21 protein-coding genes are annotated in these 24721 nt (G+C 64.0%); 8 read left to right on the top strand and 13 right to left on the bottom strand.

The annotated features are described in order from the left end of the window. Positions 1-3: 3 nt before the first annotated feature. Both JAB1_RS05845 and JAB1_RS05840 read right to left on the bottom strand, forming a co-directional pair. A complete protein-coding gene (locus JAB1_RS05845; protein WP_070279154.1) occupies positions 4-627 on the bottom strand; it encodes a hypothetical protein in 624 nt (207 codons plus the stop codon). A 62-nt stretch (positions 628-689) separates the two neighbouring features. Next, complete coding sequence (locus tag JAB1_RS05840) at positions 690-1391, bottom strand: Crp/Fnr family transcriptional regulator (protein WP_070279153.1); 702 nt, start codon at positions 1389-1391, stop codon at positions 690-692. Positions 1392-1529: 138 nt separating this feature from the next. Between JAB1_RS05840 and JAB1_RS05835 the strand changes: the two genes are divergently transcribed. Beyond that, positions 1530-3164 carry an acyl-CoA synthetase gene (locus JAB1_RS05835; RefSeq protein WP_070279152.1) on the top strand — a complete coding sequence of 545 codons (1635 nt, stop codon included), beginning with the start codon at positions 1530-1532 and terminating at the stop codon, positions 3162-3164. A gap of 10 nt (positions 3165-3174) precedes the next feature. Here JAB1_RS05835 and JAB1_RS05830 read toward each other — a convergent pair whose 3' ends face one another. The 8 genes from JAB1_RS05830 to JAB1_RS05795 form a co-directional block, all read right to left on the bottom strand. Beyond that, a complete protein-coding gene (locus tag JAB1_RS05830; RefSeq protein ID WP_070279151.1) occupies positions 3175-4590 on the bottom strand; it encodes an MFS transporter in 1416 nt (471 codons plus the stop codon). A gap of 73 nt (positions 4591-4663) precedes the next feature. Next, a complete protein-coding gene (locus tag JAB1_RS05825; protein WP_217494265.1) occupies positions 4664-5380 on the bottom strand; it encodes a hypothetical protein in 717 nt (238 codons plus the stop codon). Positions 5381-5450: 70 nt separating this feature from the next. Further along, positions 5451-6551, bottom strand: coding sequence for a branched-chain amino acid aminotransferase (locus JAB1_RS05820; protein ID WP_070279150.1), 1101 nt, complete (start codon positions 6549-6551; stop codon positions 5451-5453). A 118-nt stretch (positions 6552-6669) separates the two neighbouring features. Then, positions 6670-7167, bottom strand: coding sequence for a transcriptional repressor (locus JAB1_RS05815; RefSeq protein ID WP_070279149.1), 498 nt, complete (start codon positions 7165-7167; stop codon positions 6670-6672). 133 nt (positions 7168-7300) lie between these two features. Further along, a complete protein-coding gene (locus JAB1_RS05810) occupies positions 7301-9634 on the bottom strand; it encodes a TonB-dependent siderophore receptor (protein WP_070279148.1) in 2334 nt (777 codons plus the stop codon). A gap of 105 nt (positions 9635-9739) precedes the next feature. Then, entirely contained in the window at positions 9740-12145 is a 2406-nt protein-coding gene (locus JAB1_RS05805) for a TonB-dependent siderophore receptor (protein ID WP_071653301.1), read from the bottom strand. Between the two features lie 83 nt (positions 12146-12228). Continuing rightward, the gene (locus tag JAB1_RS05800; protein ID WP_070279806.1) at positions 12229-13248 is read right to left on the bottom strand and encodes a FecR domain-containing protein; all 1020 of its coding nucleotides are present in this window, start codon (positions 13246-13248) and stop codon (positions 12229-12231) included. Next, positions 13238-13828: a sigma-70 family RNA polymerase sigma factor gene (locus JAB1_RS05795; protein WP_083299579.1), complete on the bottom strand. Its 591-nt coding sequence runs from the start codon at positions 13826-13828 to the stop codon at positions 13238-13240. The genes JAB1_RS05800 and JAB1_RS05795 overlap by 11 nt, the downstream gene beginning before the upstream one ends. 183 nt (positions 13829-14011) lie before the next feature. Between JAB1_RS05795 and JAB1_RS05790 the strand changes: the two genes are divergently transcribed. The 4 genes from JAB1_RS05790 (at position 14012) to JAB1_RS05785 (ending at position 17924) form a co-directional block, all read left to right on the top strand. Continuing rightward, positions 14012-16564: a sulfite reductase flavoprotein subunit alpha gene (locus tag JAB1_RS05790; RefSeq protein WP_083299666.1), complete on the top strand. Its 2553-nt coding sequence runs from the start codon at positions 14012-14014 to the stop codon at positions 16562-16564. Between the two features lie 137 nt (positions 16565-16701). Continuing rightward, positions 16702-16887 (top strand): hypothetical protein, encoded by a 186-nt coding sequence (locus JAB1_RS29375; protein ID WP_099387374.1) that lies wholly within the window; start codon positions 16702-16704, stop codon positions 16885-16887. A 162-nt stretch (positions 16888-17049) separates the two neighbouring features. Continuing rightward, entirely contained in the window at positions 17050-17205 is a 156-nt protein-coding gene (locus JAB1_RS29820; protein WP_161789600.1) for a hypothetical protein, read from the top strand. A 320-nt stretch (positions 17206-17525) separates the two neighbouring features. After that, the gene (locus JAB1_RS05785; RefSeq protein WP_034786005.1) at positions 17526-17924 is read left to right on the top strand and encodes a hemerythrin family protein; all 399 of its coding nucleotides are present in this window, start codon (positions 17526-17528) and stop codon (positions 17922-17924) included. A 3-nt stretch (positions 17925-17927) separates the two neighbouring features. On the opposite strand, the gene JAB1_RS05780 is transcribed toward JAB1_RS05785, so the two are convergent. Next, positions 17928-18800, bottom strand: coding sequence for a hypothetical protein (locus JAB1_RS05780; RefSeq protein ID WP_139144439.1), 873 nt, complete (start codon positions 18798-18800; stop codon positions 17928-17930). Positions 18801-19137: 337 nt separating this feature from the next. Here JAB1_RS05780 and JAB1_RS05775 point away from each other — a divergent pair, with 337 nt between their 5' ends. Next, positions 19138-21372, top strand: a complete 2235-nt coding sequence (locus JAB1_RS05775; RefSeq protein WP_175445024.1) for a TonB-dependent siderophore receptor — start codon at positions 19138-19140, stop codon at positions 21370-21372. A 15-nt stretch (positions 21373-21387) separates the two neighbouring features. Here JAB1_RS05775 and JAB1_RS05770 read toward each other — a convergent pair whose 3' ends face one another. Next, a complete protein-coding gene (locus JAB1_RS05770) occupies positions 21388-22149 on the bottom strand; it encodes a nucleotidyltransferase domain-containing protein (protein ID WP_070279145.1) in 762 nt (253 codons plus the stop codon). A gap of 106 nt (positions 22150-22255) precedes the next feature. Between JAB1_RS05770 and JAB1_RS05765 the strand changes: the two genes are divergently transcribed. Both JAB1_RS05765 and JAB1_RS05760 read left to right on the top strand, forming a co-directional pair. Then, positions 22256-22822, top strand: a complete 567-nt coding sequence (locus JAB1_RS05765; protein WP_071653300.1) for a methylated-DNA--[protein]-cysteine S-methyltransferase — start codon at positions 22256-22258, stop codon at positions 22820-22822. A 59-nt stretch (positions 22823-22881) separates the two neighbouring features. Then, positions 22882-23256, top strand: a complete 375-nt coding sequence (locus JAB1_RS05760; RefSeq protein WP_070279144.1) for a DUF1294 domain-containing protein — start codon at positions 22882-22884, stop codon at positions 23254-23256. Positions 23257-23896: 640 nt separating this feature from the next. Here JAB1_RS05760 and JAB1_RS05755 read toward each other — a convergent pair. Further along, a complete protein-coding gene (locus JAB1_RS05755) occupies positions 23897-24619 on the bottom strand; it encodes a hypothetical protein (RefSeq protein WP_070279143.1) in 723 nt (240 codons plus the stop codon). Positions 24620-24721: the final 102 nt, after the last annotated feature.

The following is a 24721-nucleotide window of genomic DNA, read 5'->3' as shown; positions in this document are numbered from 1 at the left end:
CGATTATAACGGAGTCTGGCTATCGCGTTGCGCAGGCGCGCCCGCCTGGCCACGCAGGAACAGGCTGGGGCGCACGCCCGCCACGTCCACGCAGGCATCGCAAAACGCGGGGATCGAGGCAAAGCCGGAGCCGGCCGCCACTTGCGCCAGGTCGCGCTCGCCGTGCCCGCCATCGGCATCCGCTTGCGCCGCCGTGTGCAGCGCGTGCGCCAAGCGCTGTTCGCGCACCAGGCTGAGCAATGCCTCGCCTTCGGAAAACAGGCGCGCCCTGGCCTTGTGCGGCGTCACTTGCCACAGGGCCGCCAGGCGCGCAGCCGTCCACTTACCTTGCGGCGTATCAAAGATGTGCTGCGCCAGCGCCTGGCTCCAGCGCTTGCCGCCGCCGTGGCCGCCATCGGGCTCATCGCCTTCCAGCGCCAGGGTGAACACGGCCGGCTTGCCCCGCCCCGGCATCACGTCGCAGGCAAAGCGCAGGAAAGCGGGCACGACGAAACTGTCGCCGCTAGCCAGTTTCTTGGTGGTGATTTCATTGTGCAAGGTCACAAAGCCCTGACGCACGGTAACGCGCAGCCGGAGCGGAAAGCGCAAGCCCAGCAGGTGCAATGGATGATCGGAAACGAGGGCCATGCGTCAGGTCAAGGTGGTGAACAAGCCGCCAGCATGCCACACATCGCGCGTCCGGTCTGTCATCACAGCGACGCCACGCCATAACGGCGCAAGCTGTCCAGGTCGACGACGCGAATGGACTGGTAGGCGATGCTGATGAGCTTTAGTTCGGCCAGATGGCCCAGCGCCTGGTTCACCCGCTGGCGCGAGATACCGGTCAGCAAGCCGATTTCTTCCTGCGACAGCTCAAGCACGCTGGACGTGCGCGGGTATAGCATGGGGTGGAACAGCTGCGCGATGGCTTGTGCCACTTGCGCATCGACGGCCAGCAGGCGCTGGTTCTGGATGGTGGCGATGAATTGCCCCATGCGCTCGTTCAGCTGGCGGATGACGAAGGCATTGAAGGAGAGGCTCTCGGCCAGCAGCAGGTGAAACAGGTCCACCGGCACGAGGATGATGCGCGATGCGCGCACGGCCACCACATCGTAGCGGCGCAGTTCGCGCTTGAGCACGCTGCCCTCGCCGCACCATCCACCGGCCGGCACGCCGGAAAACGTGGCGCCGCGCCCATCGGCGTTGTAGACGGCCAGCTTGATCAAGCCCGTGTGCACGCCGATCCAGTGCGCCGACGGTTCGCCGCGCCGCGTGATGAAGGCGCCCGCCTCGAAATGCCGGATCACGCTGCCAGCGCGCAACAGGGCCTGATACCTGATATCGAGGGCCGTGAACCAGTCGTGGCTGTCGAGTTCGGGCACGGCACGGTCTACACTATCGTTGCTATCCATTCCATCCTTCAGTTGTCACTCGTCAGTTGTCACCGCAGTTGTCACTAAGATGACAGTGATTTTCCAGCGCCGGTGCTATGCTAACCGGTATCAATCCCGAAACAGGGAGCTACAAGATTCTTTTACCAGGAGACAAGCATGACAGCTGATTTCAACACCGGCCTCGGCAAAAACAGCGCCAACTACGCCGCCCTCACCCCGCTCGACTATATCGCCAGGGCAGCGGCAGTATATGGCAATCGCCTGGCAATTGCACATGGCGCCGTGCGCCAGACATGGGGCGAAACCTATGCGCGCACGCGCCGCCTCGCCTCCGGCCTCATCAAACTGGGCGTGGGCACGGGCGACACGGTGGCCGTGATGCTGCCGAACACCCCCGCCATGGTGGAAGCGAGCTTTGGCGTCCCGATGGCCGGCGCCGTCCTCAACGCCCTGAATATCCGCCTCGACCTGGCCTCCCTGACCTTCATGCTGCGCCATGGCCAAGCCAAGGTCTTGCTGGCCGACACGGAATTTGCCGAGCTGGCGCGCCAGATGGCGGCGCAGATTCCCGGCTTGCGCGTGATCCAGGTCAACGATGCGCTGGGACCGGAAGTGGAAGCATTTGCCGACCTCGACTATGAAAGCTTGCTGGCCAGCGGCGACCCCGACTACGACTGGCAGCCGCCTGCGGACGAGTGGGACGCCATCGCTTTGAACTACACGTCCGGCACCACGGGCGACCCGAAAGGCGTCGTTTACCACCACCGCGGCGCGGCGTTGAACGCCCTGTCGAACATATTAGAGTGGGACATGCCCAAGCATGCCGTGTACTTATGGACATTACCGATGTTCCATTGCAATGGCTGGTGCTTCCCGTGGACCGTGGCCGCGCGGGCCGGCGTCAACGTGTGCCTGCGCAAGTTCGAACCGAAACTCGTGTTCGACCTGATGCGCGAATTGCGCATCACCCACTACTGCGCCGCGCCCATCGTGCATGCAGCGCTGGCCAATGCGCCCGCCAACTGGCGTGACGGCATCGACTGGACCGTGCGCGGCATGGTGGCAGGCGCACCGCCGCCGGCTGCCATGGTGGCAAAGATCGAAGCCATGGGTTTTGACTTGATCCACTCGTATGGCTTGACGGAAGTGTACGGCCCGGCCGCCATCTGCGCCGAGCAGGACGAGTGGGCGGCCTTGAGTCAGGAAGAGCGGGCCGTATTGAAGTCGCGCCAGGGCGTGCGCTACCACCTGCAAAGCGCCGTGGCCGTGCTGGACCCGGAGACCATGCAGCCGGTGGCGGCCGACGGCGAACAGATCGGCGAGATCATGTTCCGCGGCAATATCTGCATGAAAGGCTATTTAAAAAATGAAAAGGCGACGCAGGAAGCGTTCGCCGGCGGCTGGTTCCACACGGGCGACCTCGGCGTCATGTATCCGGACGGCTATATCAAGCTGAAGGACCGCAGCAAGGACATCATCATTTCCGGCGGAGAAAACATTTCCAGCGTGGAAGTGGAAGACGCGCTGTACCACCATCCGCAAGTGCTGGCCGCCGCCGTCATCGCCCAGCCGGACGAAAAATGGGGCGAGACGCCATGCGCGTTTGTCGAGCTGCGCGAAGGCGGCACGGTGACGGAAGCGGAATTGATCGCCTTTTGCAAGAACAACCTGGCGGGCTTCAAGGTGCCGAAAGCCATTTATTTCGGCCCCCTGCCCCGCACGTCGACGGGCAAGATCCAGAAGTTCGAACTGCGCAAGCGCATGCAGTCGGACAAGGCCATCGACGTCTGATTTGTACCTGTCAGTCGCGCTTGCCTTGCAACCACGCCGGCTGCGCCACCACCAGGCGCGAGAAGCTGGCGATGCTGGCCACGGCGGCGAAGCCTGCCGCCAGGCACAGCGCATATGTCGTGCCACGCGTGGCGGAAACCGTGAAGCAATACGCGACCAGCGCCGCGCCCGTGGCTTGCCCGATCAGGCGCGACGTGGCCACCACGCCGCTGGCGCCGCCGGCCCGCTCGGGCGGCGCGCTGCCCATGATGGCTTTCAGATTGGGCGCCTGGAAGAAACCGAAACCGATGCCGCACAAGGCCATGCGCCAGCCGATATCGAACGCGCTCGGGTGGGCCGGTATCCACACCAGGGTCAGCAAGCCGCCAGCCAGCGCCGCCAGGCCGATGCCACCGAGCACGCCCGGCGAATAGCGGTCGCTGAGGCGCCCAGCGACAGGCGCCATCACAGCCACCAGCACGGCCCACGGCGTCATCAAAAAGCCCGTCTCGACGGGTGAACGGCCCAGCGTGACTTCAAAATAGAAGGGCAGCGAGACGAAGGCCAGGCCCTGCGCGGCAAACGTGCAGATGGCCGTCAGCGACGACAGCAGGAATAATGGACGGCGAAACAGGTCGATCGGCAGCATCGGGGCTGCGTGCCCCGCCTGGCGGCGCAGCAGCAAAATAAAGAAGATCACTACCGCCACCAGTTCCGGCAGCAAGGTCGACAGGGCCGCGTGATGGGCCGCGTCGCCAAACAACAGGATCAGCAAGCCGAAAGCGCCCACGTTGTACAGCGCCGTGCGCGCATCGAGGGTATGCCCGGACAGTCTGGTCGCCGGCAGCATGCGGCTGGCGAGGAAGAAGCCGGCCACGCCCAGCGGCACATTGATGGCGAACAGCCACGGCCACGATGCCGTCGCCAGGATCAAGGAAGCGGCCGTGGGCCCGATGGCAAACGCGACAGCCACCACCAGCGCATTGTTGCCAAACGCGCGTCCCAGCAAGTGTTTCGGATACAGGGCGCGCAGCAGCGCCGTGTTGACGCTCATCATGGCGCTGGCGCCGACGCCCTGGAACAGGCGCGCCACCACCAGCGAGGGCAAGGACCAGGCCAGTGCGCAAGCGAGCGAAGCTAGGGTAAATAAAAACATGCCGGAGATGAACACGCGCCGGTAACCGGAGATTTCGCCGAGGGCGGAAAACGGCAGCAAGGTCGCCACCATGGCCAGCTGGTACACATTCACGATCCAGACGGAGGCGGCCGGCGTCGTGTGCAGTTCGCTGGCGATGGCCGGCAAGGCCGTGTTGGCAATCGCCGTATCGAGCGAAGCCATGCCCACGCCGATGGCCAGCGCCAGCATGGCCCATGCACGGGCGCCGGGCGGCAAGCCGTCCTCGCCCACCATCACGGCTTGCGTTTGCTGCCGCATAGACTGCTGCATACACTACCTGTTCATCTTGCTGATCCGGACAATACACTAACATGTATGTAAGAAACCTGCAGGAGAGGCCAGCTTACTTCTGGCAGTCGATGACCTTGAAGTCTTTCGAATAGCAGATGCGCAACTCGCCCGAGTGCTTTTCATAGCCAAGCCAGCGACCCTTCAGTTGCGGGTTATGCTGCTTCATCCACTGGAACAGCTCGTTCTTTGGCATGGTGGAATCCGGCAACTTCAAGGCATGGAACAGTTCGCGTTCCTTTTCGAAATATTCCTTGGCCGTATCGAAATCGCAGGCACCATGCTTTTCCCATTCACCCTGCAGCAAGGCTTCGCCCGGCTGCATGCACATGTAGGGCAGGATGTCGGACGGCGCCAGCTTCGGCAAATTGCCCTTGCAGTAACGCGGATGCATGTCCGTCTTGCGCGGCGGCGTCACGGAAATGTCTTCACAGGTAGCCGGATTGGCCGACTGCGCCCACAAGCCATGCACGATCCAGCCGAACTGGTTGCTCTCGGCGCACTGGAAGGCGGCCTTCTTCGACACTGCGCCACGGCGGCGCTGGCTGTCGCAAAAGCCTGGCGACCATGACAGCGCCAGCATGAAGTAATCGGTGGGTACGTTGGTGCTTTGCTTGTAGCACGTGTTTTTCTCGTCCGACGGCTTGACGTCGTAATCGTAATAGCTGACGTTGCGGGGAATGGCGCACGTGGCGTCGGCCGCGTGGACGGCACCAAAGGGAAGGCTGAGGAACACGGCGGCCAGCGCGGGCAAGACAGAGCGGATTTTCATCGAGCTTCCTTCAAGATATAAAAACGCCGGCAACTGAGTGCCGGCGCGGTATGGAAATTACACCATCAACTTAGCAAACTTTATGCATCCAGCCGTGCGTATCAGCCGCCGTGCCATGCTGCAGTCCCAGCAACGCTTCGCGCAGGGCCAGGGTAACGGCGCCATTTTCATTGTTGTTGATGGTCATTTCAAAGCCGTTGGCCTTGGCCACGCCCACGGGCGTGATGACGGCGGCCGTGCCGCAGGCGAACACTTCGGTCATGCGGCCCGAGGCGATGTCGTCGCGCCATTGCTGGACGGACAATTTACGCTCTTCCGTCGCATAGCCGAGGTCTTTCGCCATTTCCAGCAGGCTGCGGCGGGTGATGCCTGGCAGCAAGGTGCCCGTCAATTCCGGCGTCACGACGGTGACTTTCTCGCCATCCTTATACACGAAGAAGAGGTTCATGCCGCCCATTTCTTCGATGAATTCGCGGTGCACGGCGTCCAGCCACACAACCTGGTCGCAGCCCTTCTCTTGCGCTTGCGACTGGGCCATCAGGCTGGCCGCATAGTTGCCCGCGCATTTGGCTTCACCGGTGCCGCCCGGCGCGGCGCGCACGAAGTCTTCGCTGATCCACACGGTGACGGGTTTCACGCCTTTCGGGAAGTAGGCGCCGGCAGGCGAGGCGAACAGCACGAACAGGTATTCTTCCGATGGACGCACGCCCAGGTACGGGTCGGTGGCGATCATCAGCGGACGCATGTACAGGCTCTCGCCCGTGTTCTTCGGCACCCAGTTGCGGTCTTGCGAAATGAGCGCGTCGCCCGCTTCCAGGAACAGCTCGACAGGAATGGCCGGCATGGCCAGGCGCGCGGCGCTGCGGTTGAAGCGCTCGGCGTTCTGTTCCGGACGGAAGGTCTTGATGCTGCCATCGGGCTGGGCAAACGCCTTGTAGCCTTCGAAGATGGCCTGGCCGTAATGCAGGGACGACGCGGACGGGTCCAGCATCAGCGGACCGTAGGCCTTCAATTCGCCCTGCTGCCACTTGCCGTCGCGGTAAGGAATCACCACCATGTGGTCGGTGAAGATGCGGCCAAAAGCAGGATTGACCATGCGCGCGGCGCGCTCGGCGTCGGACAAGGAGTGGGCGGATGGGGTGACGACGAGATTCGGTGTGGAAGTGGTCATGGCAGCAGAAGACGAGTCAGGGAGAATAAAGAGATTCCCTATTGTAGCGCCTAATGCGCGCGGCGAGGAGGAGGATGGCCCGCCGCCCATTGTTGCGCCGCATCAAAGGGCGGCGCCGTCAGCTAACCCGCAAGGGCTTGCCCCGCCCCGCTTGCGCTTCTTCAGCGCACTGGCTGCAGCGCATCTGCACGGAAATCACGTTGGCGCCGATGTCCATGCCGTGCGCCACCGCCGTCTGGCGCAGCTGTTCCACCAGCGACGCATCCTGCACCAGCACACTGCGTTCGCACACCCTGCACACGAGGTAGCAACTGTCCGTCTCCACCTGGTCGGGCTTGATCAGGTAGCGCGCCTTGTTGCCGCTGGCGCTAGCTTCGCGCTCGCGCAGCAGCAAGCCGGCCAGCTCCATTTCCTTGAGCACGCGGTAAATCGTGCCCAGGCTGACGGCAATGCCGATGTGCAGCAGTTGCTGATAAATGCTTTCCGCATTCATCGCTTGCCGCTGCGTGCCGGCCAGCACTTGCAAGATGCAGATGCGCGCGCTGGTCGGGCGCAGGCGCACGGCGCGCAAACGCTCGAACACGCGGCCATCGCCCTGGTATTGAATGTCTTGCATGGGATTCTCCGCTTGTGCGTTCTGCTCTCCCTACTTTGCCAAGCGAGAACGTCAAAAGGGAACCGGGAAATGAAAAAAAGCGCCGTTCCCGACTACTGGAACGGCGCCTTGCGCTACCTCAAACCGGCGAACATCAGAACTTGATGTTGGCCGTCACGGTTGCGGAACGGCCAGGGGCCACGCCAGCATAGTGCGGCGAGGAAACCTTGTCGAAGTACAGCTTGTTCGTCAGGTTCTGGATGTTCAGCTGCAGGGTCACATTGCGGTTGACCACATAGCTGGCCATGGCATCGAAGCGCGTGTAAGCCGGGGCAAACTTGTTGTTGGCCACGTTCGCATAGACCTTGTCGACGTAGTTCACGCCGCCACCCACCGTAATGGCGGGCGTGACCAGGTAGGAGGTCCACAGCGAGGCGCTGTTTTTTGGCGTGGTGGGGAACTGGTTGCCGTTGTACGGCGACGGCGCGTATTGCGTCACGCCATTGATCACGCCATTCGTGACATAGCCATTGTTTTCCACGATGGCGTTCAGATGCGTGTAGCCGCCGAAGACCGACCATTCCTTGGTGATATTGCCGCTCACGCCCAGCTCGATACCCTTGACTTGCTTGTCGCCCACGTTTTGTGTGCTGCCGTCCGGTGCCGTCACGCGCGCATTGCTCATGTCGCTCTGGAAATAGGCACCGCTCACGGACAGGCGGCCGCCCGGCAGCACTTCCCATTTCGTGCCCAGCTCGAAGCTCTTGCTTTCTTGCGGCTTCAGGTTCTGGATGGCGACCGTCAAGCCGTCGATGCCGTCGCCGCCATCATTGCCCGGTGGCGTGGACGAGGTGCCGTAGGAAACATACACGCTGCTGTTGGTCGATGGCTTGTACACCAGGCCGGCCTGATAGCTGGCGAACGTGGCGTGCACTTTGGCGCTGGTGGCGGCGGTGGTCTTGCCGTCGAGCGTGTATTGCGGCGTGTTAAGCGAGCTCTTGTAGTCATCCCAGCGGATGCCCACGTTGAGCAGCCATTGCGGCGTGAACTCGATGGTGTCGAAACCGTATACGGAACGCGTGTTGGTGACGATGTTCGTGCGTGCCGGCGACACCGTGCGCGTGTAGACCCATGGGTCGTTGGCGTTCGGGTTGAGCAAGGGTGCGCAGTTGTAGCCGGTGGCGGCGCCCGACGTGGGGCAAGTGGTCGACTTGGTGAGGAAATTGTTCGTCCCCGGGCTGAACAGATAGGAGCTGCGATCCGTTTCCTCGCGGCCGACTTCCAGGCCCACCGTGTAGGTGTGCTTCACGCCGCCGGCCAGGAATTCGCCGCCCAGGCTGGTCGCATTGGCCAGCGCGTCCGTATCGGTCGTGCGCGTGTTGGCGCGGCGCCAGACGGTGCCGTACAGCATGGTGTTGCCCTTGGAATCGTCGGGCTGGGTCCACACGTAGTCGTTGCTGGTCTTGCCGTAACGGGTCACGTTGCGCAAAATCAACTTGTTACCGAAGTCGTGGCGCACGTCGATGGTGCCGATATCGCTCTGCGTGTCGCGGAAATCGCGGTTCACCAGGCCATAGAAGGTGTCGCGCGGCACGTTGACGGGCGTGCCATTGCCGTTTTTCGACACGTTGGCGCCCGACGAGAACGGGTTGTTGAACGGCAAGCCGGTGTCCGGCAATTCGCTCGACTGCATGTGGTAGTAGCTGAGGGTCGCCTGCGTGGCCGATTTCAGGCCGAAGGTGATCGATGGCGCGATGCCCCAGCGGTCGCCATTGATAAAGTCTCGGCCGGCAACGTGGGCGTCGTGCGCCATCACGTTCAGGCGCACGGCCACGTCGTCGCTGATGACGCGGTTCACGTCGGCCGTGGCGCGGCGGTACTTGGCGCTGCCCAGGCCGACGGTGGCGTTGGTGAAATCTTCCGCCTTCGGCGTCTTGCTGATCAGATTGACGCCGCCGCCTGCGGACGAGCGTCCACCGTAGGCCGAGTTCGGGCCTTTGACGACTTCGATTTGTTCCAGCGCAAAGATTTCACGCGATTGCGAACCCGTGTCGCGGATGCCATCGATATACGTATCCGTTTGCGCGTTGTAGCCGCGGATAAACAGGTTGTCGCCCACGGGGTTGCCGCCTTCGCCGGCGCCGATGGTGATGCCCGGCACGGTACGCAGCGCATCCGTCAGCGAGACGGCGCCCGTTTGCGAAATGATTTCAGCAGGAATCACGGTCACGGATTTCGGCGTGTCCAGCAGCGGCGCCGTCAGCTTGTCGTTGGCCGATTTGACGGGCGCCTGGATCAGGCGGTCAGCCGTGCCCACCACCTTGACTTCCTGCAACTGCTGCGGCTTGTCCGTCGTTTGCGCGTGCAGCGCCAGCGGCATGGCCAGGGTGGCAAACGCGGCCAGGGCCGTGCCATGCATGCGCGGCGTGGAAGTGGTGTGGTGCTTGCGGCTGCGGATGGTAACGCCCGCTTTGTCTTTCGATGTCATCGCTATCTTTCAATGTATCGGATGGAATAAATTGGCTGGCTACTGCCCCCGGCAGTTGGCTGGCTCGTTGATTGCTTGGGTACTGCAAACCTGGCGCCTACAAAACTAGAACCGCCACAGCGCCGTCATGCGCAAGGCCCGGGGCGAACCGGGCGCGATGTTGTCGTTGCTGTGGGCGGAGGCAAAATATTTTCTGTTGAACAGGTTTTCCACATTCAGCTGCAGCTGAAAATTTCCCTGCGGCTTGAAGTAGACGGCGCCATCGACACGGGTAAAGCCGGGCAATACCACCGTATTCGACACCGAGGCGTACACGGCGCTGCGGGCGATCACGCCCAGGCCGGCGCCCCAGGCGGGCGAAAAATCGTAGCGGTTCCACAGCGAAAGGCTGTGCCTGGGCACATGCGCCACCGTGGCGCCCTCCACGGCCGTCGTCGCCTGCGTGGCCGTCAGCACGGCGCGCTGCCACGCATAGCCGCCGGCGATGCTCCAGCCAGCTTGGGCCTTGCCATTCACGTTCAGTTCCAGGCCCTCGCTGCGCTGGCCGTCGACCAGCATCGCCCGCGTCGTATCGGCGGGGTCGGTGACGGCCACATTGCTGCGTTCCAGGCGGTACACGGCCGCGCTGGCGGAGAGTAGCGGCGTCACCTCCCATTTGACGCCCAGCTCCACGTTGCGAAAACGCTCCGGTTCGAAGACGGCATTGCTGGGCGTCAACGATGCCAGCTGTTCACCCGCGCGCGGCAGGAACGATTGGCTGACGCTGGCATACAGCGACAGCGCGGGCACGGGCTGGTAAATGAGGGCGGCGCGCGGCGACCACGGCGTATCCGTGCGGGCGATGCGCGCACCAGTACGCTTGTTGACGAAATCGACGGCAAAGCGCTCGTAGCGCATGCCGGCAACCGCCTGCCAGCGGGAACTGAAACGCAGCTGGTCCTGCAGATAAAGCGCGGCCGTATCGGCCACGCCATGGTTGTCCGCATCCGTGGCGCTGGGGCGGAAAGTGACGGGCAAGTCCGTCACGGGATGCGATGTTGGCAGGCTGATGTGGGTGACGTTGTCGCCCAGGGTAGTGAAATAGCCGGTGTTGCGCAGATTGTCCGTCGTCTGGCGGCCCAGTTCCCCGCCCGCCGTCAGGCGGTGCCGCACGGCGCCGCTGCTTACCGTCCACTCGACGTCCGTCTGGTTGAACAGGTTGCGCCGCAAGGTGGCGCTGTTGTACGCCAGCACGGTCACGTTCCCGCCATCGGCGCTGACGGGGCCGGGAAAGGCGTTCTGGTACAGCTTGTCGTAATCGGCCAGGCGCGTGCGGTTGCGCAGGCTTGCGCCACCGCCCAGATCATGTTCGAAGGTCACGCCCAGCGCATCGATATACGCCCACGACGGGCTGCTGCCGGCGATGCCGAAAAACGTGGACGGGTCCGTGTCGAACGGCCGCCCCTGGTAAGAAGGCAGGCCCCGGTCCGTCACCCGGTCGTCGCGAAAATGTTCATAGCTGGCCACCACGGTGGTGCGCGGCGACAAGCGCCAGGCCAGCACGGGATTGATGGCGCTGCGGCGCACGTTGACGCCCTGGCGAAAAGAATCGCTGTTTTCCGCCATGGCATTGACGCGCACGGCGACATCGCCTTTCACGACCTGCTGCACATCGAGCGCGGCGCGCCGGTTGCGCCAGGCGCCCAGGCTCACGCTCGCTTCACCGTCGTTCGTCCATTGTGGCTGCTTGGTGGCCCGGTTGATAATGCCACCGCCGCCGCCGCGGCCGAAGACCAGGGCGTTCGGCCCCTTGATGGCTTCGACTCTTTCGATATTGTAGAAATCGCGGTAGTACTGCACGTCGTCGCGCATGCCGTCCAGATAGAAATCCGAGGTCGAGCTGTTGCCGCGCATCACCGCCGTATCGCGGTTGCCCTCGCCTGCGGCCATGCCCACGCCCGGCATGTAGCGCATGGCGTCGGCCAGGGTGCGCATGTCCTGGTCACGTATCAATTCGCGGCTCACCACGCTGACGGCCTGCGGCGTGTCATGCAAGGCCGTATCGTTGCGGCTGGCGGCGGAAGAACTAACGCGGCGGTAGCCATCGTCGCCGCTGCCCTGCACGGTGACGGGCGCCAGCACTTGCAAACCGGCGCCCTCCCCGTCCAGGTCGGCGCGCAAAGGCGTGGGGGCCAGACGCACGATGTAACTTCCGTCCGGCAACTGCACGGCCACGAGGCCCGTGCCTGCCAGCAATTGCTGCAAGCCCTGGCCCGTGGCCACGGTGGCGTTCAAGCCGGCGCTGCGTTTGCCCTGCGTCAAGCCACCTTCGGCCGACAGCAAGATTCCCGCCTGGCCCGCAAACTGGCGCAGGGCCTGGCCCAGGGGCGCGGCGGCGATGCGGAAGCTGTGCACGGTCTCTTCCGCCGCCGCTGCCATGGCATGCATGGCAGGCACGGCCAGCAGCGCCGCGGCCAGGGACAGCGGCAGCAGACGGCGGGCAAACGGCAGGGAAACGGGGTACGACGGCACGGCATTCCTTATTGATGTTGAGCAAGTTACTTCTACCTTGCCAAACAACTTTTCAAAAAGGGAACCCGTTTTGAGAAATATTCTTATTTACTGTTTTGACTGGGCAACTGGGCTTCCACCGTGACCCACCAGTCGTGCACGCGGTTGATCCTGACGGGCAAGGTCGCTTCCAGCGCCGCCAGGATGCGGTCCGTGTCGGCCAGCGGATAGCTGCCCACCAGGCGCAGGTGGGCCACGTCGGGCGCGCAGCCCAGGTGGCCGCGCCGGTAGCGCGACAGTTGCGCGAGGAAATCATCGAGCCGCATCTGCTCCGGTTGCAGGCGATACTCGATCCAGGCGGCCCCGTTCGGGTCGGCGGCGTATGGCTCGCCGATAAAACCGTCGCCAAAGCGCACTTGCTGGCCGGCCGGCACGATGCGCGGCACGCCGCCATCGCGGGGCGCCACCTCGACGCTGCCCTCGTAGACGGCCAGCAACGTGGCATCGCCCTGCGGCTGCACGCTGAAACGCGTGCCCAGCGCGCGCAGGCGGCCGTGCACGGTGTCGACCACGAGCGCGCGCGCCGGCTGGCGGCTGTCGCGCGCGGAGGCGAGATAGATTTCGCCGCCATGCAGGGCGATGCGGCGCAGCGTGTCGCTGTAATCGATGTCGAGGGACGTGGCCGTGTTCAGCCACAGTTGCGAACCGTCGGCCAGCGCCAGCTGGCGTATCGCGCCGACCGGCGTTTTTTCGCCCGCATGCAGACTGGCGACCCAGCTGCGCGTATCTCGCCGCAGCAGCGCGGCGCCACCCGTGCCGGCCGTCAGGCACAGTGCCAGCAAGCCCTTGACCAGGCTGCGGCGCGCGGCGTCGCTCTGGCGCGGCCCAGCAGCGTCGAGCGCCTGGCGCGCCGGTTCGCCGGGCAGTTGGCGAAATTCGGCGCTGACGGCTTCCACCCGGCGCCAGGCGGCGCGGTGGGCAGGAGAGCTGGCATGCCAGCGCTCCCAGGCTTGCTGGTCGGCAGGATCGGCGTCTTCGCCGCGCAGCACGGCGAACCATTCGGCCGCTTCCTGCAAGATGGCGTAGTCGGCCGGCGGCATGGCGGCGCCTGGCTTAGGCGGCATCATCCATGCACAGCATGCATTGCAGCATGGCTTGCGCCATGTATTTTTTCACCATGCGTTCGGATACATCCAGCTGGCCGGCGATCTGAGCATACGTCAGGCCGTCGAGCTGCGCCAGTAAAAATGCCTGGCGCGCGCGCGGCGACAAGGTATCGAGCATGGCGTCGATGCGGCACAGGGCTTCGACCACGAGGGCCCGCTCTTCCGGCGACGGCGCCGTCAGCTCGGGACGGCTGGCCAGGGCGGCAAGGAAAGTGCGTTCCAGGGTCAGCCGGCGCCAGTGATTGACCAGCAAGCCATTGGCGACCGTGCTCAGGTAGGCACGCGGTTCGCGCAGGCTGTCCGCCGACTGCGTGGCCAGCATGCGCACGAAGGTGTCTTGCGCCAGGTCGGCCGCACCGTCGCGGCAACCGAGCTTGCGCCACAGCCAGTTATACAGCCAGCCATGGTGGCTGGCGTACAGGTCGCTAAAAGTATCGAGGGAGGGAGAAATGGTGGACACGGGCAAACAAACAAAGTGGCTGCCATACTTGCCGGTCAAGTGGGTCAGCACTGCATCACGAATGAGAATGATTTTCATTTTCACACAATTTCACGACGATGTAAATTATCAAAAGCATCATCCCGGCCTGGCGCGGGCATTTTGCGCAACAGTGCCAGTGCGCCATCATTTGCGAATGATTCTCGTTTGCGTTAATATGTCAGCCTTCCTTCTTCCCCGCCATGTCTGACGCCCTGCATGGCGGCGCTATCGAAAGCCGCCATGACCACCTCCTCCCTGCCACAACCCCAGCTGCGCGCCAGCGCCGACGAGGCGCCGGAGACCCGCCAACAGCAGCGCCAGCCTGCCGCCACCCCGCAACTGCGGCGCTGGCACTGGAGCTGGAAGCAGGTGTGGTTTCAATTGCACTGGTTTATCGGCATCACGGCCGGCACGGTGCTGGTGATCATAGGACTGAGCGGCGCCACCCTGGCCTTCAAGGATGAATTGCTCGATGTCATGAATCCCGGCGTGCGCCATGTGGCCGTGGAAAGCCGCGCACCGCTGACGCCTGGCCAGCTGGGCAACATTGCCGCTGCCGAACACGGCCAGCGCGTGGCCTCGATCACCATGTATGCGGAGGCGGGCGCGGCGCCACGCCTGTTCTTCGCGCCGAAGAATGGCCAGCGGCGCGGCGAATCCATTTATGTCCACCCGTACACGGGAGCGACCCAGCCAGCACTGACGGGGGCGGGCTTTTTCGAGTGGACGGAATCGCTGCACCGCTGGCTACTGCTGCCCCGCGATCCGGGCCGGCAAGTGGCGGGCGCGCTGGCCCTGTGCCTGCTGGGCCTGGCCCTGTCCGGCCTGTATCTGCGCTGGCCCCGCCGTCCGCTGGACTGGCGCACCTGGCTGACCTTCGACCCTGCCCTGAAAGGCCGCTCCTTCCTGTGGAACCTGCACACCGTGGCCGGTACCTGGTGCCTGGTCGTCTACGTGGCGCTGACCCTGACGGGCATTTACTGGAGCTATGACGTGGTGCGCGACAATATCGACGCCTGGGCCGGCAAGCCGCCAAGGATGGCACAGGCCCAGGCGCCGGGCAAGAAAGGCCAGTCCAAGGAGAAGAAGGAAGCGCCGGCCGTCGACATCGGCCCGGCCTGGAGCAGCTTCCAGCAGCATGCCCCCGGCTGGACCCTGGCCAGTGTGCGCCTGCCGACCCGCGCCGGCGAAGCCGTGCAATTCACGTGGCTGGCCAGCGATGCGCCGCACGAGCGGGCGCGCAGCCGCATGAACATCCTGCCGGCCGACGGCACGGTGACGGAAAACGAACCGTACAGCCAGCAGGCGCTGGGTTCGCGCCTCGTCAACATCATTTATCCGCTGCACATGGGCACGTATTTTGGCTTGCCGGGCCGTATCATCGTCACCCTGGCCAGCCTGGGCCTGCCCCTGTTCGCCATCACGGGCTGGATGTTGTACCTGGGCCGCCGCAAGGCAAAACGGGCCGTGCGGGCGCAGCGCGCCATGCTGGGCGCAGGTGCGCCGGGCCAGGCGAACGCGGGCTTGCCCACCCTGGTAGCCTACGCCAGCCAGTCGGGACGGGCCGAGCGCCTGGCCCTGGAAAGCGCGCGCGCCCTGCAGCAGGCGGGCGTGGCCGTCGACGTGCAATCGCTGGACCAGTTTGATCCCGCGCAATTGCGCCAGTACGAACGGGCCCTGATCGTCGCCAGCACCTTTGGCGAAGGCGAGGCGCCGGATGGCACGCGCCGCTTCGCGCGCCTGCTGCAAGCTACCTCCGGCACGCCGCTGGCGGGCCTGGAATTCGGCATGCTGGCCCTGGGCGACCGCCATTACAGCGCCTTCTGCGGCTTTGGCCATGCGCTGGCGCAACAATTGCAGGCGCTGGGCGCCACGCCCCTGTTCCCGCTGATCGAAGTGGACAAGCACGACCCCGCCGCCCTGGCCGGCTGGTCCACAGCGCTGGCCCGCTGCAGCGGCAGCGCCATCGACGCCATCGGTGTGCAGGAAGAAGCGTCATATGCCGAGTGGCGCCTGGCGCGCCGCGTGCTGCTCAACCCGGGCAGCCTGGGCGGCGAACTGCATGAAATCACCTTGACGGGCCCCGCCGATGCCACCTGGGAAGCAGGCGCGCTGGCGGAAATCATCCCATGCAATGCGGACGGCAGCGATGGCGAGGCAGGCAGTGCCCATCACGCGCCGCGCAGCTATTCGCTCGCTTCGCTGCCATCCGATGGCGAACTGCAATTGCTCGTGCGTCAGGAGCGCCATGCGGGCGATGACAACCAGGGCTATGGCGTCTGTTCCGGCTGGCTCACGCGCTTCGCCACGCTGGACACCCCCATCCGCCTGCGCCTGCAAGCCAATCCCGCCTTCGCGCCCGCCCTGGTCGACGTGCCCTGCATTTACATCGGCAACGGTTCCGGCCTGGCCGGCTTGCGTGCGCATTTGCGCGCGCGCCAGCGGGCGGGACTGGCCCGCAACTGGCTGCTGTTCGGCGAGCGCCAGCAAGCTTTTGACAGTATCTGCGGTGCAGAGTTGCAAGGCTGGCTGGACGCTGGCCACCTGGCGCGCCTGGACCGTGTCTTTTCGCGCGATGGCGACGATGCTGGCAAACGCGAATATGTGCAGGATCGCCTGCGCGCCAGCGCCGGCGAACTGCGCGACTGGCTGGCGCAAGGGGCCATCGTCTACGTGTGCGGCAGCCTGCAAGGCATGGCGACAGGAATCGATGCTGTACTGCAAGAAGTACTGGGCCAGGAGGGACTCGATGCCTTGCTGGCGGCCGGACGCTACCGTCGCGACGTGTATTGATCTACATCAGCCCGCCCCCGGCGCCGCCCGGCTATGTGGGCAGGCGCACAGTCAGCGCCTGCCATCGGACTACAGTAGCGGCATGGCGGCATGGAGACATATCCGCGCCGCCCCACCCACAGTCTGCGAGGCTAGCCATGAAAAACCCCTGGATGAGCATGTACCTGAGCGCCGCCAACCGCATCGCCAACACGGCGCGCGGCCATGCGACGGCCGCCGTCAAGCGCGAAGCGGCGAAAAATACGCGGCAATTGACGCAAGTGTGGTTCGATTCCTTCCTGCCCCCGGCAGGCAAGCCACGACGCGGGCGCAAGGCGAAATAGCCCCTGGCAGCAGGCGAACTGGTGCAGTGCATCACAGCAATAAGTTGAAGTTACGACCAGGTGGGCTAAACTGCAAGCATGGAATAAAGATATGCGTACGCGATTGAAGTGACCGGCAGGCGCCGCAACCCCGCGCCGCCACCGGCTCATCAGGAGACGACCATGTTGACGCTCAAAGTGCTGGCCTGCCTTGCCCTGTCGGCCTTGATGCTCGTGCCCCTCGTGCTGAGGGATACGATGCAAACGTCCGCCGGGCAGCAATTGCAGGTGCCGAATGTCGATGCGCAAGGCATGTGGGCCCACTGGCCTAAACAATAAGACGCGCGGCTGAGAACAATAAGACGCGCGGCTGAGAAAACGTCGCTGACTGCGTTGCCGTGCCTCGTCGTACATTCGTACTGCCTTCGGCGCGGCGCCTTGCCAGCGGCGTTTTTCAGCGGCGCTCGGTAGTGGATTGCATCGTTAAAACCGCTTTGTTTTGCGGGTGGGGATTTGTTCTCTCCTCCCATTTATTTTTGCCTTGATTTGCTCCCCCTCTTCGCCGTACTTTTGATCCAGATCATGGATTTCCACCTTTGCTGCGCCCAAACTGGAACAGTCCGCTTCGCACCGTGACGGACTTAACCTGGAGCATCAGCATGGGTAAATCGCATTGGAAGGATGAGATGGCGCTGGGGGTTCCCGTCATCGACGAGGCGCATGAGGCGCTGTTTCAGGAGCTGGCGCGGCTGCAGCAGTTGGGCGACCAGCATTTCAGCGTGGCGTTTCGCGAACTGATCGCGGCCGTCGAACGCGACTTCCGCGAGGAAGAGGATTTGATGGAGCAGATCGCCTTTCCTTCGCTGGCCAACCACCGCGAACAGCATGCGCGCGTGCTCAGCGGCTTGCACCATGCCTGGGCCGCCGTCGATGAAGGCGACCTGGAACAGGGCCGCCATGCGCTGTCGCTCTTGCCGCAATGGCTGATCTTCCACCAGGCCACGATGGACCTGGCCCTGGCGGCGGCGCTGGAAATGGTGCAGCGCCAGCCAAACTGACCTCTACAGCAGCAGCACCGTGGCTTGCTCGGGCATGACGACGCGGTAGTGTCCCGGGTATTTGTCTTCGCCGTCGAAAATCTTGCAAAACACGGGTTGGTTGATGTCATTCACGGCCGACTCGTTCATGGGCAAGGTGGCGATCAGTTGCTCGCCATCCATCAACTGCAAGGCGCTGCCCCGCTCGGCCGCGCAAAACGCCAGCGATTGCACATCGCTGGCGAACGGCCGCTTGTACCATGGCGTGATGGCCCGCACGGCGCGCCTGGCGTCCTGCAAGACCTGCCCCACGCGCGTTACGTTCCAGGCATCGCGCGCCACAGACGGCTGGAGGACGATATTCGCCGTCAGCTCCCCCCTGCCCTTGTTCACCAGGAAAGTGCCGTCCTGCGCGGCGATGTCATCGTTGAGCGGCACGACAAACACCCCGCCGCTGGAGACCTTGATCGGCACAGGCGCGCCATTGCCTTGCAAGGCCACACGCACGTCGTCGATGGTGGCGCTCAGCTTGGCCGGAATCAGGCGCAGGGCCATGACCACGCTGCCGCTCGACACTTGCCACACTTTCCTGGCCGTCAGATAACTTTCGCGGTAAGCCGTGAAACGGATGCGCGGCGCCTTGGCGTCGCTGCTGGCCGTGATCGTCACCATTTGCGGTGGCAAGGCTTCGTCTGCGCTCGCCGCTGGCGCCGGTGCCGATACCGGTGCCGCGGCGGGTATGGCAGACGTGGCAGGCGCAAGGGGTGGCGATACGGCGGCGGCGGGCACGCTGGCGCTCTGCAGCGGCGCGGGAACAGCCGGCGGCGGCGCGTGTTCCTGGGCCTGGCCCAGCGACACGACACACAACCATCCGGCACAAGCGATCCATGTACGCATGCATTTCTTTCAATGAGGAAAATATTTTATCAGCGCCTGCATTATCGCAGAAGGCCCGCCGATGCGCCGCCCCGGGTCTGCCTGCACTTCTGCCTGCACTCTTTTGGTGCGCACGCTTGATTATTTGGCAAATATCGCCTATATTGATAATGATTCTTATTCACGAAAGTGGCGGGAATCGCGCGCCCTTCTTTTCCACTGCCCGACCGCGCCGGGCCTTGCGGTGGAACTGCTATCCAAGCCAGACCACGGGCCAGCATCACGCCATCCCCCCAGCTACTGCGCACCTCGCCAGACGAGATAGGACAACACACGACTACAATATTCCAGGAAAATGATGCAATCGACTACCGTATTTTCTTCTTCGCACCAGCCCGCCTTACGCCCCCTCCCCCGCCTGCTGCACATCGCCCTGCTGAGCCTTGCCGCCGGCGTGGTCCTGCCGGCACAGGCTGCCGACGCCGCTGCGGCCGACGTCACCATGCCAGCCGTCACCGTGCTGGGCCAGTCGACGGCTACCACGGAAGGCACGCAGTCATACACGGCGGGCGAAGCGCGCAGCGCCACGCGCATGGACCTGTCCTTGCGCGAAACGCCGCAATCGGTCAGCGTCATCACGCGCCAGCTGCTCGACGACCTGGGCGCCGTGCGCCTGGACCAGGCGCTGGCACAGACGACAGGCATCCAGGTGGGCCAGAACGATACGGAGCGCACGACCTTTTATGCGCGCGGCTTCGGCATCGACAATATCCAGATCGACGGCATGGCGCGCGGCGGCAATGCGCCATTGCAAGACACGATCCTGTACGACCGCATCGAGGTCGTGCGCGGCGCCACCGGCCTGATGGGCGGCACGGGCGACCCGTCGGCCACCATCAACATGATACGCAAGCGGCCGACGAAGGAATTCCAGGCCAGCGCCGGCCTGATCATGGGCCGCTGGGATGATCAGCGCGTCGAGGCCGACCTCTCCACGCCGCTCAACGCGGAGGGCAGCGTGCGCGCGCGCACAGCCCTGGCCTGGCAAAAACGCGATTCCTACCTGGACATGTATCACGAACGCAAGACGGTCGGCATGGTCATCGTCGAGGCGGACGTGCGCCCCGGCACCCTGGTGACGGCCGGCGTCGATTTCCAGGACAACAAGCCCACGGGCGCCACCTGGGGCGCCGTGCCGTACTGGAACGCAGATGGCAGCCTGGCCAATTTGCCGCGCAACACCAGTTTCACGACGCCATGGAGCACCTGGGCCAACAAGCAGCACACGCTATTCACATCGCTGGACCAGCGCCTGCCCGGTAACTGGAATATGCACCTGGGCTATGCGCGCACGGAAAGCACGAACCGCACCACCGTCGCCTATGCGGGCGCGGGCCATCCCGACCCGGCTACCGGTGAAGGCATGCGCCTGTGGACGGGCGCCTGGGGCGCAGGCAAGAAGAACAGCGACAATTTCGACGTGTACGCCAGCGGTCCCTTTACCTTGCTGGGACGCAAGCACACGGCCATCGTCGGCTGGAACGGCGGCAACCAGCGCTCGCGCTCGCTGGGCGGCGAAGCGGAAATCAATTACCCGGACTTCATCCCCGATTACCGCAGCTGGACGGGCAACATTCCCCGCCCCGTGTTCCACCCGGACGGCTCGCACACGGAAACCGTGACGCGCCTGGCGGGCGGCTATGTGGCCACGCGTTTGAGCCTGGCCGACCCGCTGCACCTGATCATCGGCGCGCGCAGCAGCACATACCGCACGGATACGCGCAACTACGATACGCGAGGCGTGCACACGGACAATAGCGACTTCGTGGAAACGCGCAATGAAGTCACGCCGTATGTGGGTGCCGTGTTCGACATCAACAAACAATTTTCGGCCTACGCCAGCTTCACGCAGCTGTTCAACCCGCAATCGAGCAAGGACCGCAACAACCAGTTCCTGGCGCCGGAAACGGGCGACAATGCTGAACTGGGCATCAAGGGCGAATTCTATGAAGGCAAGCTGAATGCGTCGGCCGCCCTGTTCCACACGAAGAAAAAGAACCTGGCGGAACTCGACCGCACGGTGCCGCCCGGCTTTTTGCTGCCCGACGGCGGCCAGGCCATGGTGGCCAATGGCGCCGGCGTGACGGCCAAGGGCGTGGAATTCGACGTCTCCGGCCAGATCACGCCCGCCTGGGAAGCGAGCGGCGGCTATACCTACCTGCACGCGGCCGAGGCCGATGGCCGCCGCGCCGCCACCACGCAGCCGCGCCATTTGCTGCGCCTGGCCACCAGCTACCGCTTCGACGGCAGCCTGGCTGGCCTGAAAGCGGGCGCCAGCATGACGGCGCAAAGCGCCACCTACAGTGAATCGTGGTACGGCCGCCCGCCATCGGGCACGATCACGGATATCCCGCAGGCCGGCTATGCACTGGTCAACGCCATGGCCAGCTATGCGCTCAGCAAGCATGCCAGCGTGCAGTTGAACGTGAATAACTTGCTCGATAAAAAGTACTACCGCAACGTGGGCTTCTTCGACGGCGTGTTCTGGGGCGAACCGCGCAACATCAGCCTGGCCGTGCGCACGGCGTTTTAAGCGGGCTGCAGTGCTTCAACCTGCCGGCGCGCTGCGCCAGTGCGCGGGCGCCGGCAAGGTAAAGCCATCGAGCAAGGGGCCGCCGACCGGCGCCAGCACGGCGGCGGCAACCTGCCCGAACGCATGCTGGCCGGCCGGCAAGTCGGCCGCCACCAGGCGCAGCGCGCCATCGAGTTGCCCGGCGATATAGGCGTCGAACGCCAGCAGGCGGCGAAACAGGTGCTTGCCCTTGCCGCTCCACTGGCCCGCCGCGCGCAAGTGCAGGTCGGCCAGCGCCGGATACAACTGGCAGGCAACGGTCAGCGCCTCGCCCGGGTGACGGCTGTCGACCAGGTCTTCCAGCGAGGTGGTGATGGCGTAGCGGCGCCGCTGCAAATTGTCCGCATCGAGCACGGGCGGCCCGGCGGCGGCGATGGCTTGCGCCATCGCCAGCAGCTGCGCGTGCTGCGGTCCGGGCGCGGCGATGTTCTCGCCTTCCAGCACCATCCTCGCCAGCGGTACCGTGCCGCCCGGTGCATCGATTTCCTTGCAAAAATACGTGAACGTGGCCACGTCATGCGCGAACAGTTCCACCGTGCGCCCTTCGGCCACGATGGTCGAGCGCCAGGCGCAGTCGAGGTGCTCGAACAGCAGCAGCAAGTCGATATCGGAACTGGGCGTCTGCCGGCCCGTGGCGAACGAGCCGCCGATGATGGCCGCCACGGCCGTGGGATACTGCTGCCGCACCAGCCGAGCGGCAATCGCGCGGATATCGTCATAGGTAGGGATCGTCGTCAAAGCACATTCTCCGGGCCGAAAAAGGCTATCCTACACGCGATCGTGCAGACGACATGCACGCTGCCGCCATCCTGCTAAACTGGCGCCATCTGATCAAGGAACAAACATGGAATACGACTGCATCGTGGTGCCCTCGCCCGTGGGCGAGCTGACTCTGGTGGCGCGCGGCGCGGCCCTGACCGCCATCCTGTGGGAAAACGACAAGCCCAACCGCGTGCGTCTGGGCGCGATGCGCGTCGATGACAGTTGCCCCGTGCTGCAGGAAACGGCGCGCCAGCTGGCGGAATATTTCGCCGGCACGCGCCAGCAATTCGACGTGCCGCTCGATTTTGCCGGCACGCCTTTCCAGCAGGAAGTGTGGCGTGCGCTGCTGACGATACCGTACGGCCAGACGCGCAGCTATGGCGAGATCGCGCGCCAGATCGGCCGTCCCGCCGCCGTGCGCGCCGTGGGCGCCGCCAACGGCAAGAATCCCATTTCCATCATCGCCCCCTGCCACCGCGTCATCGGCGCCACGGGCGAGTTGACGGGCTTTGCGGGTGGACTGCATGCCAAGGAAACCTTGCTGGCCCTGGAAGGCATCGCCCTGTCCAGCGACCGCGAAGCGCTGAAAACGGGCCACGCCCGCCGCCGCGCCGTGCCCATCGATACGGCCCAAGGCTGTTTGTTTTAAGCTGCAGCATCGCTCCCCTTGTGGGATACTCACGCCCCCCGCTCAAGCAAACACATCATATGCCCTACCTTGTCATCCTGTTCTTTGTTGTTCTGTATTTGCTGGCCACTTTCTTTTTCCACATTCCCGCCCTGGTCGCCCTCGTGTATGGCGTGCTGAGCCTGAGCTGTTTCGTTGCCTATGCGATCGACAAGTCCGCCGCAAAACAGGGACGCTGGCGCACGCCGGAACGCACCCTGTTGCTGCTGGGACTGTTTTGCGGCTGGCCGGGCGCCGTACTGGCGCAGCAATGGCTGCGCCACAAGTCCAGCAAGCGTTCATTCCGCACCGCGTTCTGGATCACGGTCGCCATCAACATCGGCGCTTTCGTGTATTTCAGCATGCATTACGCGGCGCCCGATATCGGCACCGAGGTGGCGCCGATCGAACTGTAAAACTGCCCGGCTTCTCGCTCGCACAGCACCGTTGTCCAGACGCAGTTCCACCCGCTAAGATGTAACAGTTATTGCAGTGCATTGTTCGTGAAAAGATCGCCTGTCAGAATATCAATATATACGATATTCAACCCAATTCATCTAGACGGGAAAGCACTTTTCAAGCATGCGTACCTTGCAAATCCACAATCCCTTCTTGTCACGCCTTGCTGTGGCGATTTGTTTCGCCATCAGTCTGGCCGGCTGCACCAGCTATCGCTTTATCCCCCCGGACTCCGACGCGGGCCGTCAATGCGTGACGAGCTGCGGGACCAATCAACAAATATGCATCGCAGGCAAAGAGCAAGTTGCAGCGGCCCAGGTACAGGCTTGTGAGATGAGGAATGTCAGTACCGTCTCCATTTGCCTGGCCGTTGCGAAAACAGATGCAGACCGGGAACTGTGCTCGAAGAAACGGCAATATTGTTCCTCCAACACAGCTGGAACGTGGCAATGCGAGGCGGATTACAGAGTGTGCTATACGCAAGGCGGTGGCAGAATCGAGGAGAGTGAATAAAGTATCGAAAGGCTGATGCCGCCACACAAGACGCCGTCGTGGCTACCGCGCATCACGAGGCGTGGCGGGTTCGATTCAATATTATTACTCGCCCAGCAAGCGCAGCGATTCCAGCCAGTCCGCCTTCCATTCGCGCAGCAACGCTTGCGTGGCGAAGGCCTTCTTCAGGTGCGCCATCGGCACGCGGTGCACATCGTGCAAGCCGAACGCCAACGTCACCGGATGCCACAGGTGGCTGTTCTTGCCGCCGCGCGAATTCTTGCGCACGCGCGCGCCATCGTCGCCAAAGATGCCCACGCCACTGGCCAACCCCTTGTCCAGGTCGATCTTGCCCACGCCGGCAAAGGCAATCAAAATCTGCTCGCGGCCCAGGCCCTTCAAGGCGCTGGGCAAGACCACCGGCGCCGCTTTTTCAGCTTCGGCCGGGTCCGGCTGTGGATGCTGCAGTTCCTTGAGCAAACGCAACAGATCGCGCTCCTGGAAGTGCAAGCCATCGACCGGCACGCGCAGTCCCGGCGCCTTCAGCTCGATGGCGATGTTGCCCGAGTCGCGCGTAAAGCGCAGCCACACGTCATCGGCGCCCGAGGCCAGGTGCTCCTTGTCGCCGATGAACACGACAGGCGCCGCATAGCGCGTCACGCCGTCATGGAACAGCTCGGCCCATTCTTCGCTGTAATCGAGCCAGACGTAGGGCAAGCCGCCCTGCTCCAGCAAACGTGCCAGGGTCCAAGGCGTGCCCGTCTGTTCAGCCAGCCAGGCACAGGCGTCAAAGGCGGTGGCGCGGTACGGCAAGGAAAGGGAGGTCATGGCGGTTCCGTCGATAAAAGTGGAGCGCAGTGTAGCAGACGCCGCCACCGTCCCCGTCGGCAGGCGCAGCGGGCGCGCCTTTTTTGCGCGATGTGCTAGGCT

It is taken from the genome of Janthinobacterium sp. MP5059B (genome assembly GCF_001758645.1).
GTDB classification, from domain to species: domain Bacteria; phylum Pseudomonadota; class Gammaproteobacteria; order Burkholderiales; family Burkholderiaceae_D; genus Janthinobacterium; species Janthinobacterium lividum.
This window is presented reverse-complemented; position numbering and strand designations above follow the sequence as displayed.

Coding starts and splice junctions, on each gene's coding strand:
- JAB1_RS05780 (WP_139144439.1), bottom strand. CDS start 18,800: ATGCGTACATGGATCGCTTGTGCCGGATGGTTGTGTGTCGTGTCGCTG.
- JAB1_RS05820 (WP_070279150.1), bottom strand. CDS start 6,551: ATGACCACTTCCACACCGAATCTCGTCGTCACCCCATCCGCCCACTCC.
- JAB1_RS05795 (WP_083299579.1), bottom strand. CDS start 13,828: ATGAAAATCATTCTCATTCGTGATGCAGTGCTGACCCACTTGACCGGC.
- JAB1_RS29375 (WP_099387374.1), top strand. CDS start 16,702: ATGAAAAACCCCTGGATGAGCATGTACCTGAGCGCCGCCAACCGCATC.
- JAB1_RS05775 (WP_175445024.1), top strand. CDS start 19,138: ATGCAATCGACTACCGTATTTTCTTCTTCGCACCAGCCCGCCTTACGC.
- JAB1_RS05785 (WP_034786005.1), top strand. CDS start 17,526: ATGGGTAAATCGCATTGGAAGGATGAGATGGCGCTGGGGGTTCCCGTC.
- JAB1_RS05830 (WP_070279151.1), bottom strand. CDS start 4,590: ATGCAGCAGTCTATGCGGCAGCAAACGCAAGCCGTGATGGTGGGCGAG.
- JAB1_RS05840 (WP_070279153.1), bottom strand. CDS start 1,391: ATGGATAGCAACGATAGTGTAGACCGTGCCGTGCCCGAACTCGACAGC.
- JAB1_RS05765 (WP_071653300.1), top strand. CDS start 22,256: ATGGAATACGACTGCATCGTGGTGCCCTCGCCCGTGGGCGAGCTGACT.
- JAB1_RS05790 (WP_083299666.1), top strand. CDS start 14,012: ATGACCACCTCCTCCCTGCCACAACCCCAGCTGCGCGCCAGCGCCGAC.
- JAB1_RS05755 (WP_070279143.1), bottom strand. CDS start 24,619: ATGACCTCCCTTTCCTTGCCGTACCGCGCCACCGCCTTTGACGCCTGT.
- JAB1_RS05760 (WP_070279144.1), top strand. CDS start 22,882: ATGCCCTACCTTGTCATCCTGTTCTTTGTTGTTCTGTATTTGCTGGCC.
- JAB1_RS05825 (WP_217494265.1), bottom strand. CDS start 5,380: ATGAAAATCCGCTCTGTCTTGCCCGCGCTGGCCGCCGTGTTCCTCAGC.
- JAB1_RS05810 (WP_070279148.1), bottom strand. CDS start 9,634: ATGACATCGAAAGACAAAGCGGGCGTTACCATCCGCAGCCGCAAGCAC.
- JAB1_RS05815 (WP_070279149.1), bottom strand. CDS start 7,167: ATGCAAGACATTCAATACCAGGGCGATGGCCGCGTGTTCGAGCGTTTG.
- JAB1_RS05845 (WP_070279154.1), bottom strand. CDS start 627: ATGGCCCTCGTTTCCGATCATCCATTGCACCTGCTGGGCTTGCGCTTT.
- JAB1_RS29820 (WP_161789600.1), top strand. CDS start 17,050: ATGTTGACGCTCAAAGTGCTGGCCTGCCTTGCCCTGTCGGCCTTGATG.
- JAB1_RS05800 (WP_070279806.1), bottom strand. CDS start 13,248: ATGCCGCCTAAGCCAGGCGCCGCCATGCCGCCGGCCGACTACGCCATC.
- JAB1_RS05835 (WP_070279152.1), top strand. CDS start 1,530: ATGACAGCTGATTTCAACACCGGCCTCGGCAAAAACAGCGCCAACTAC.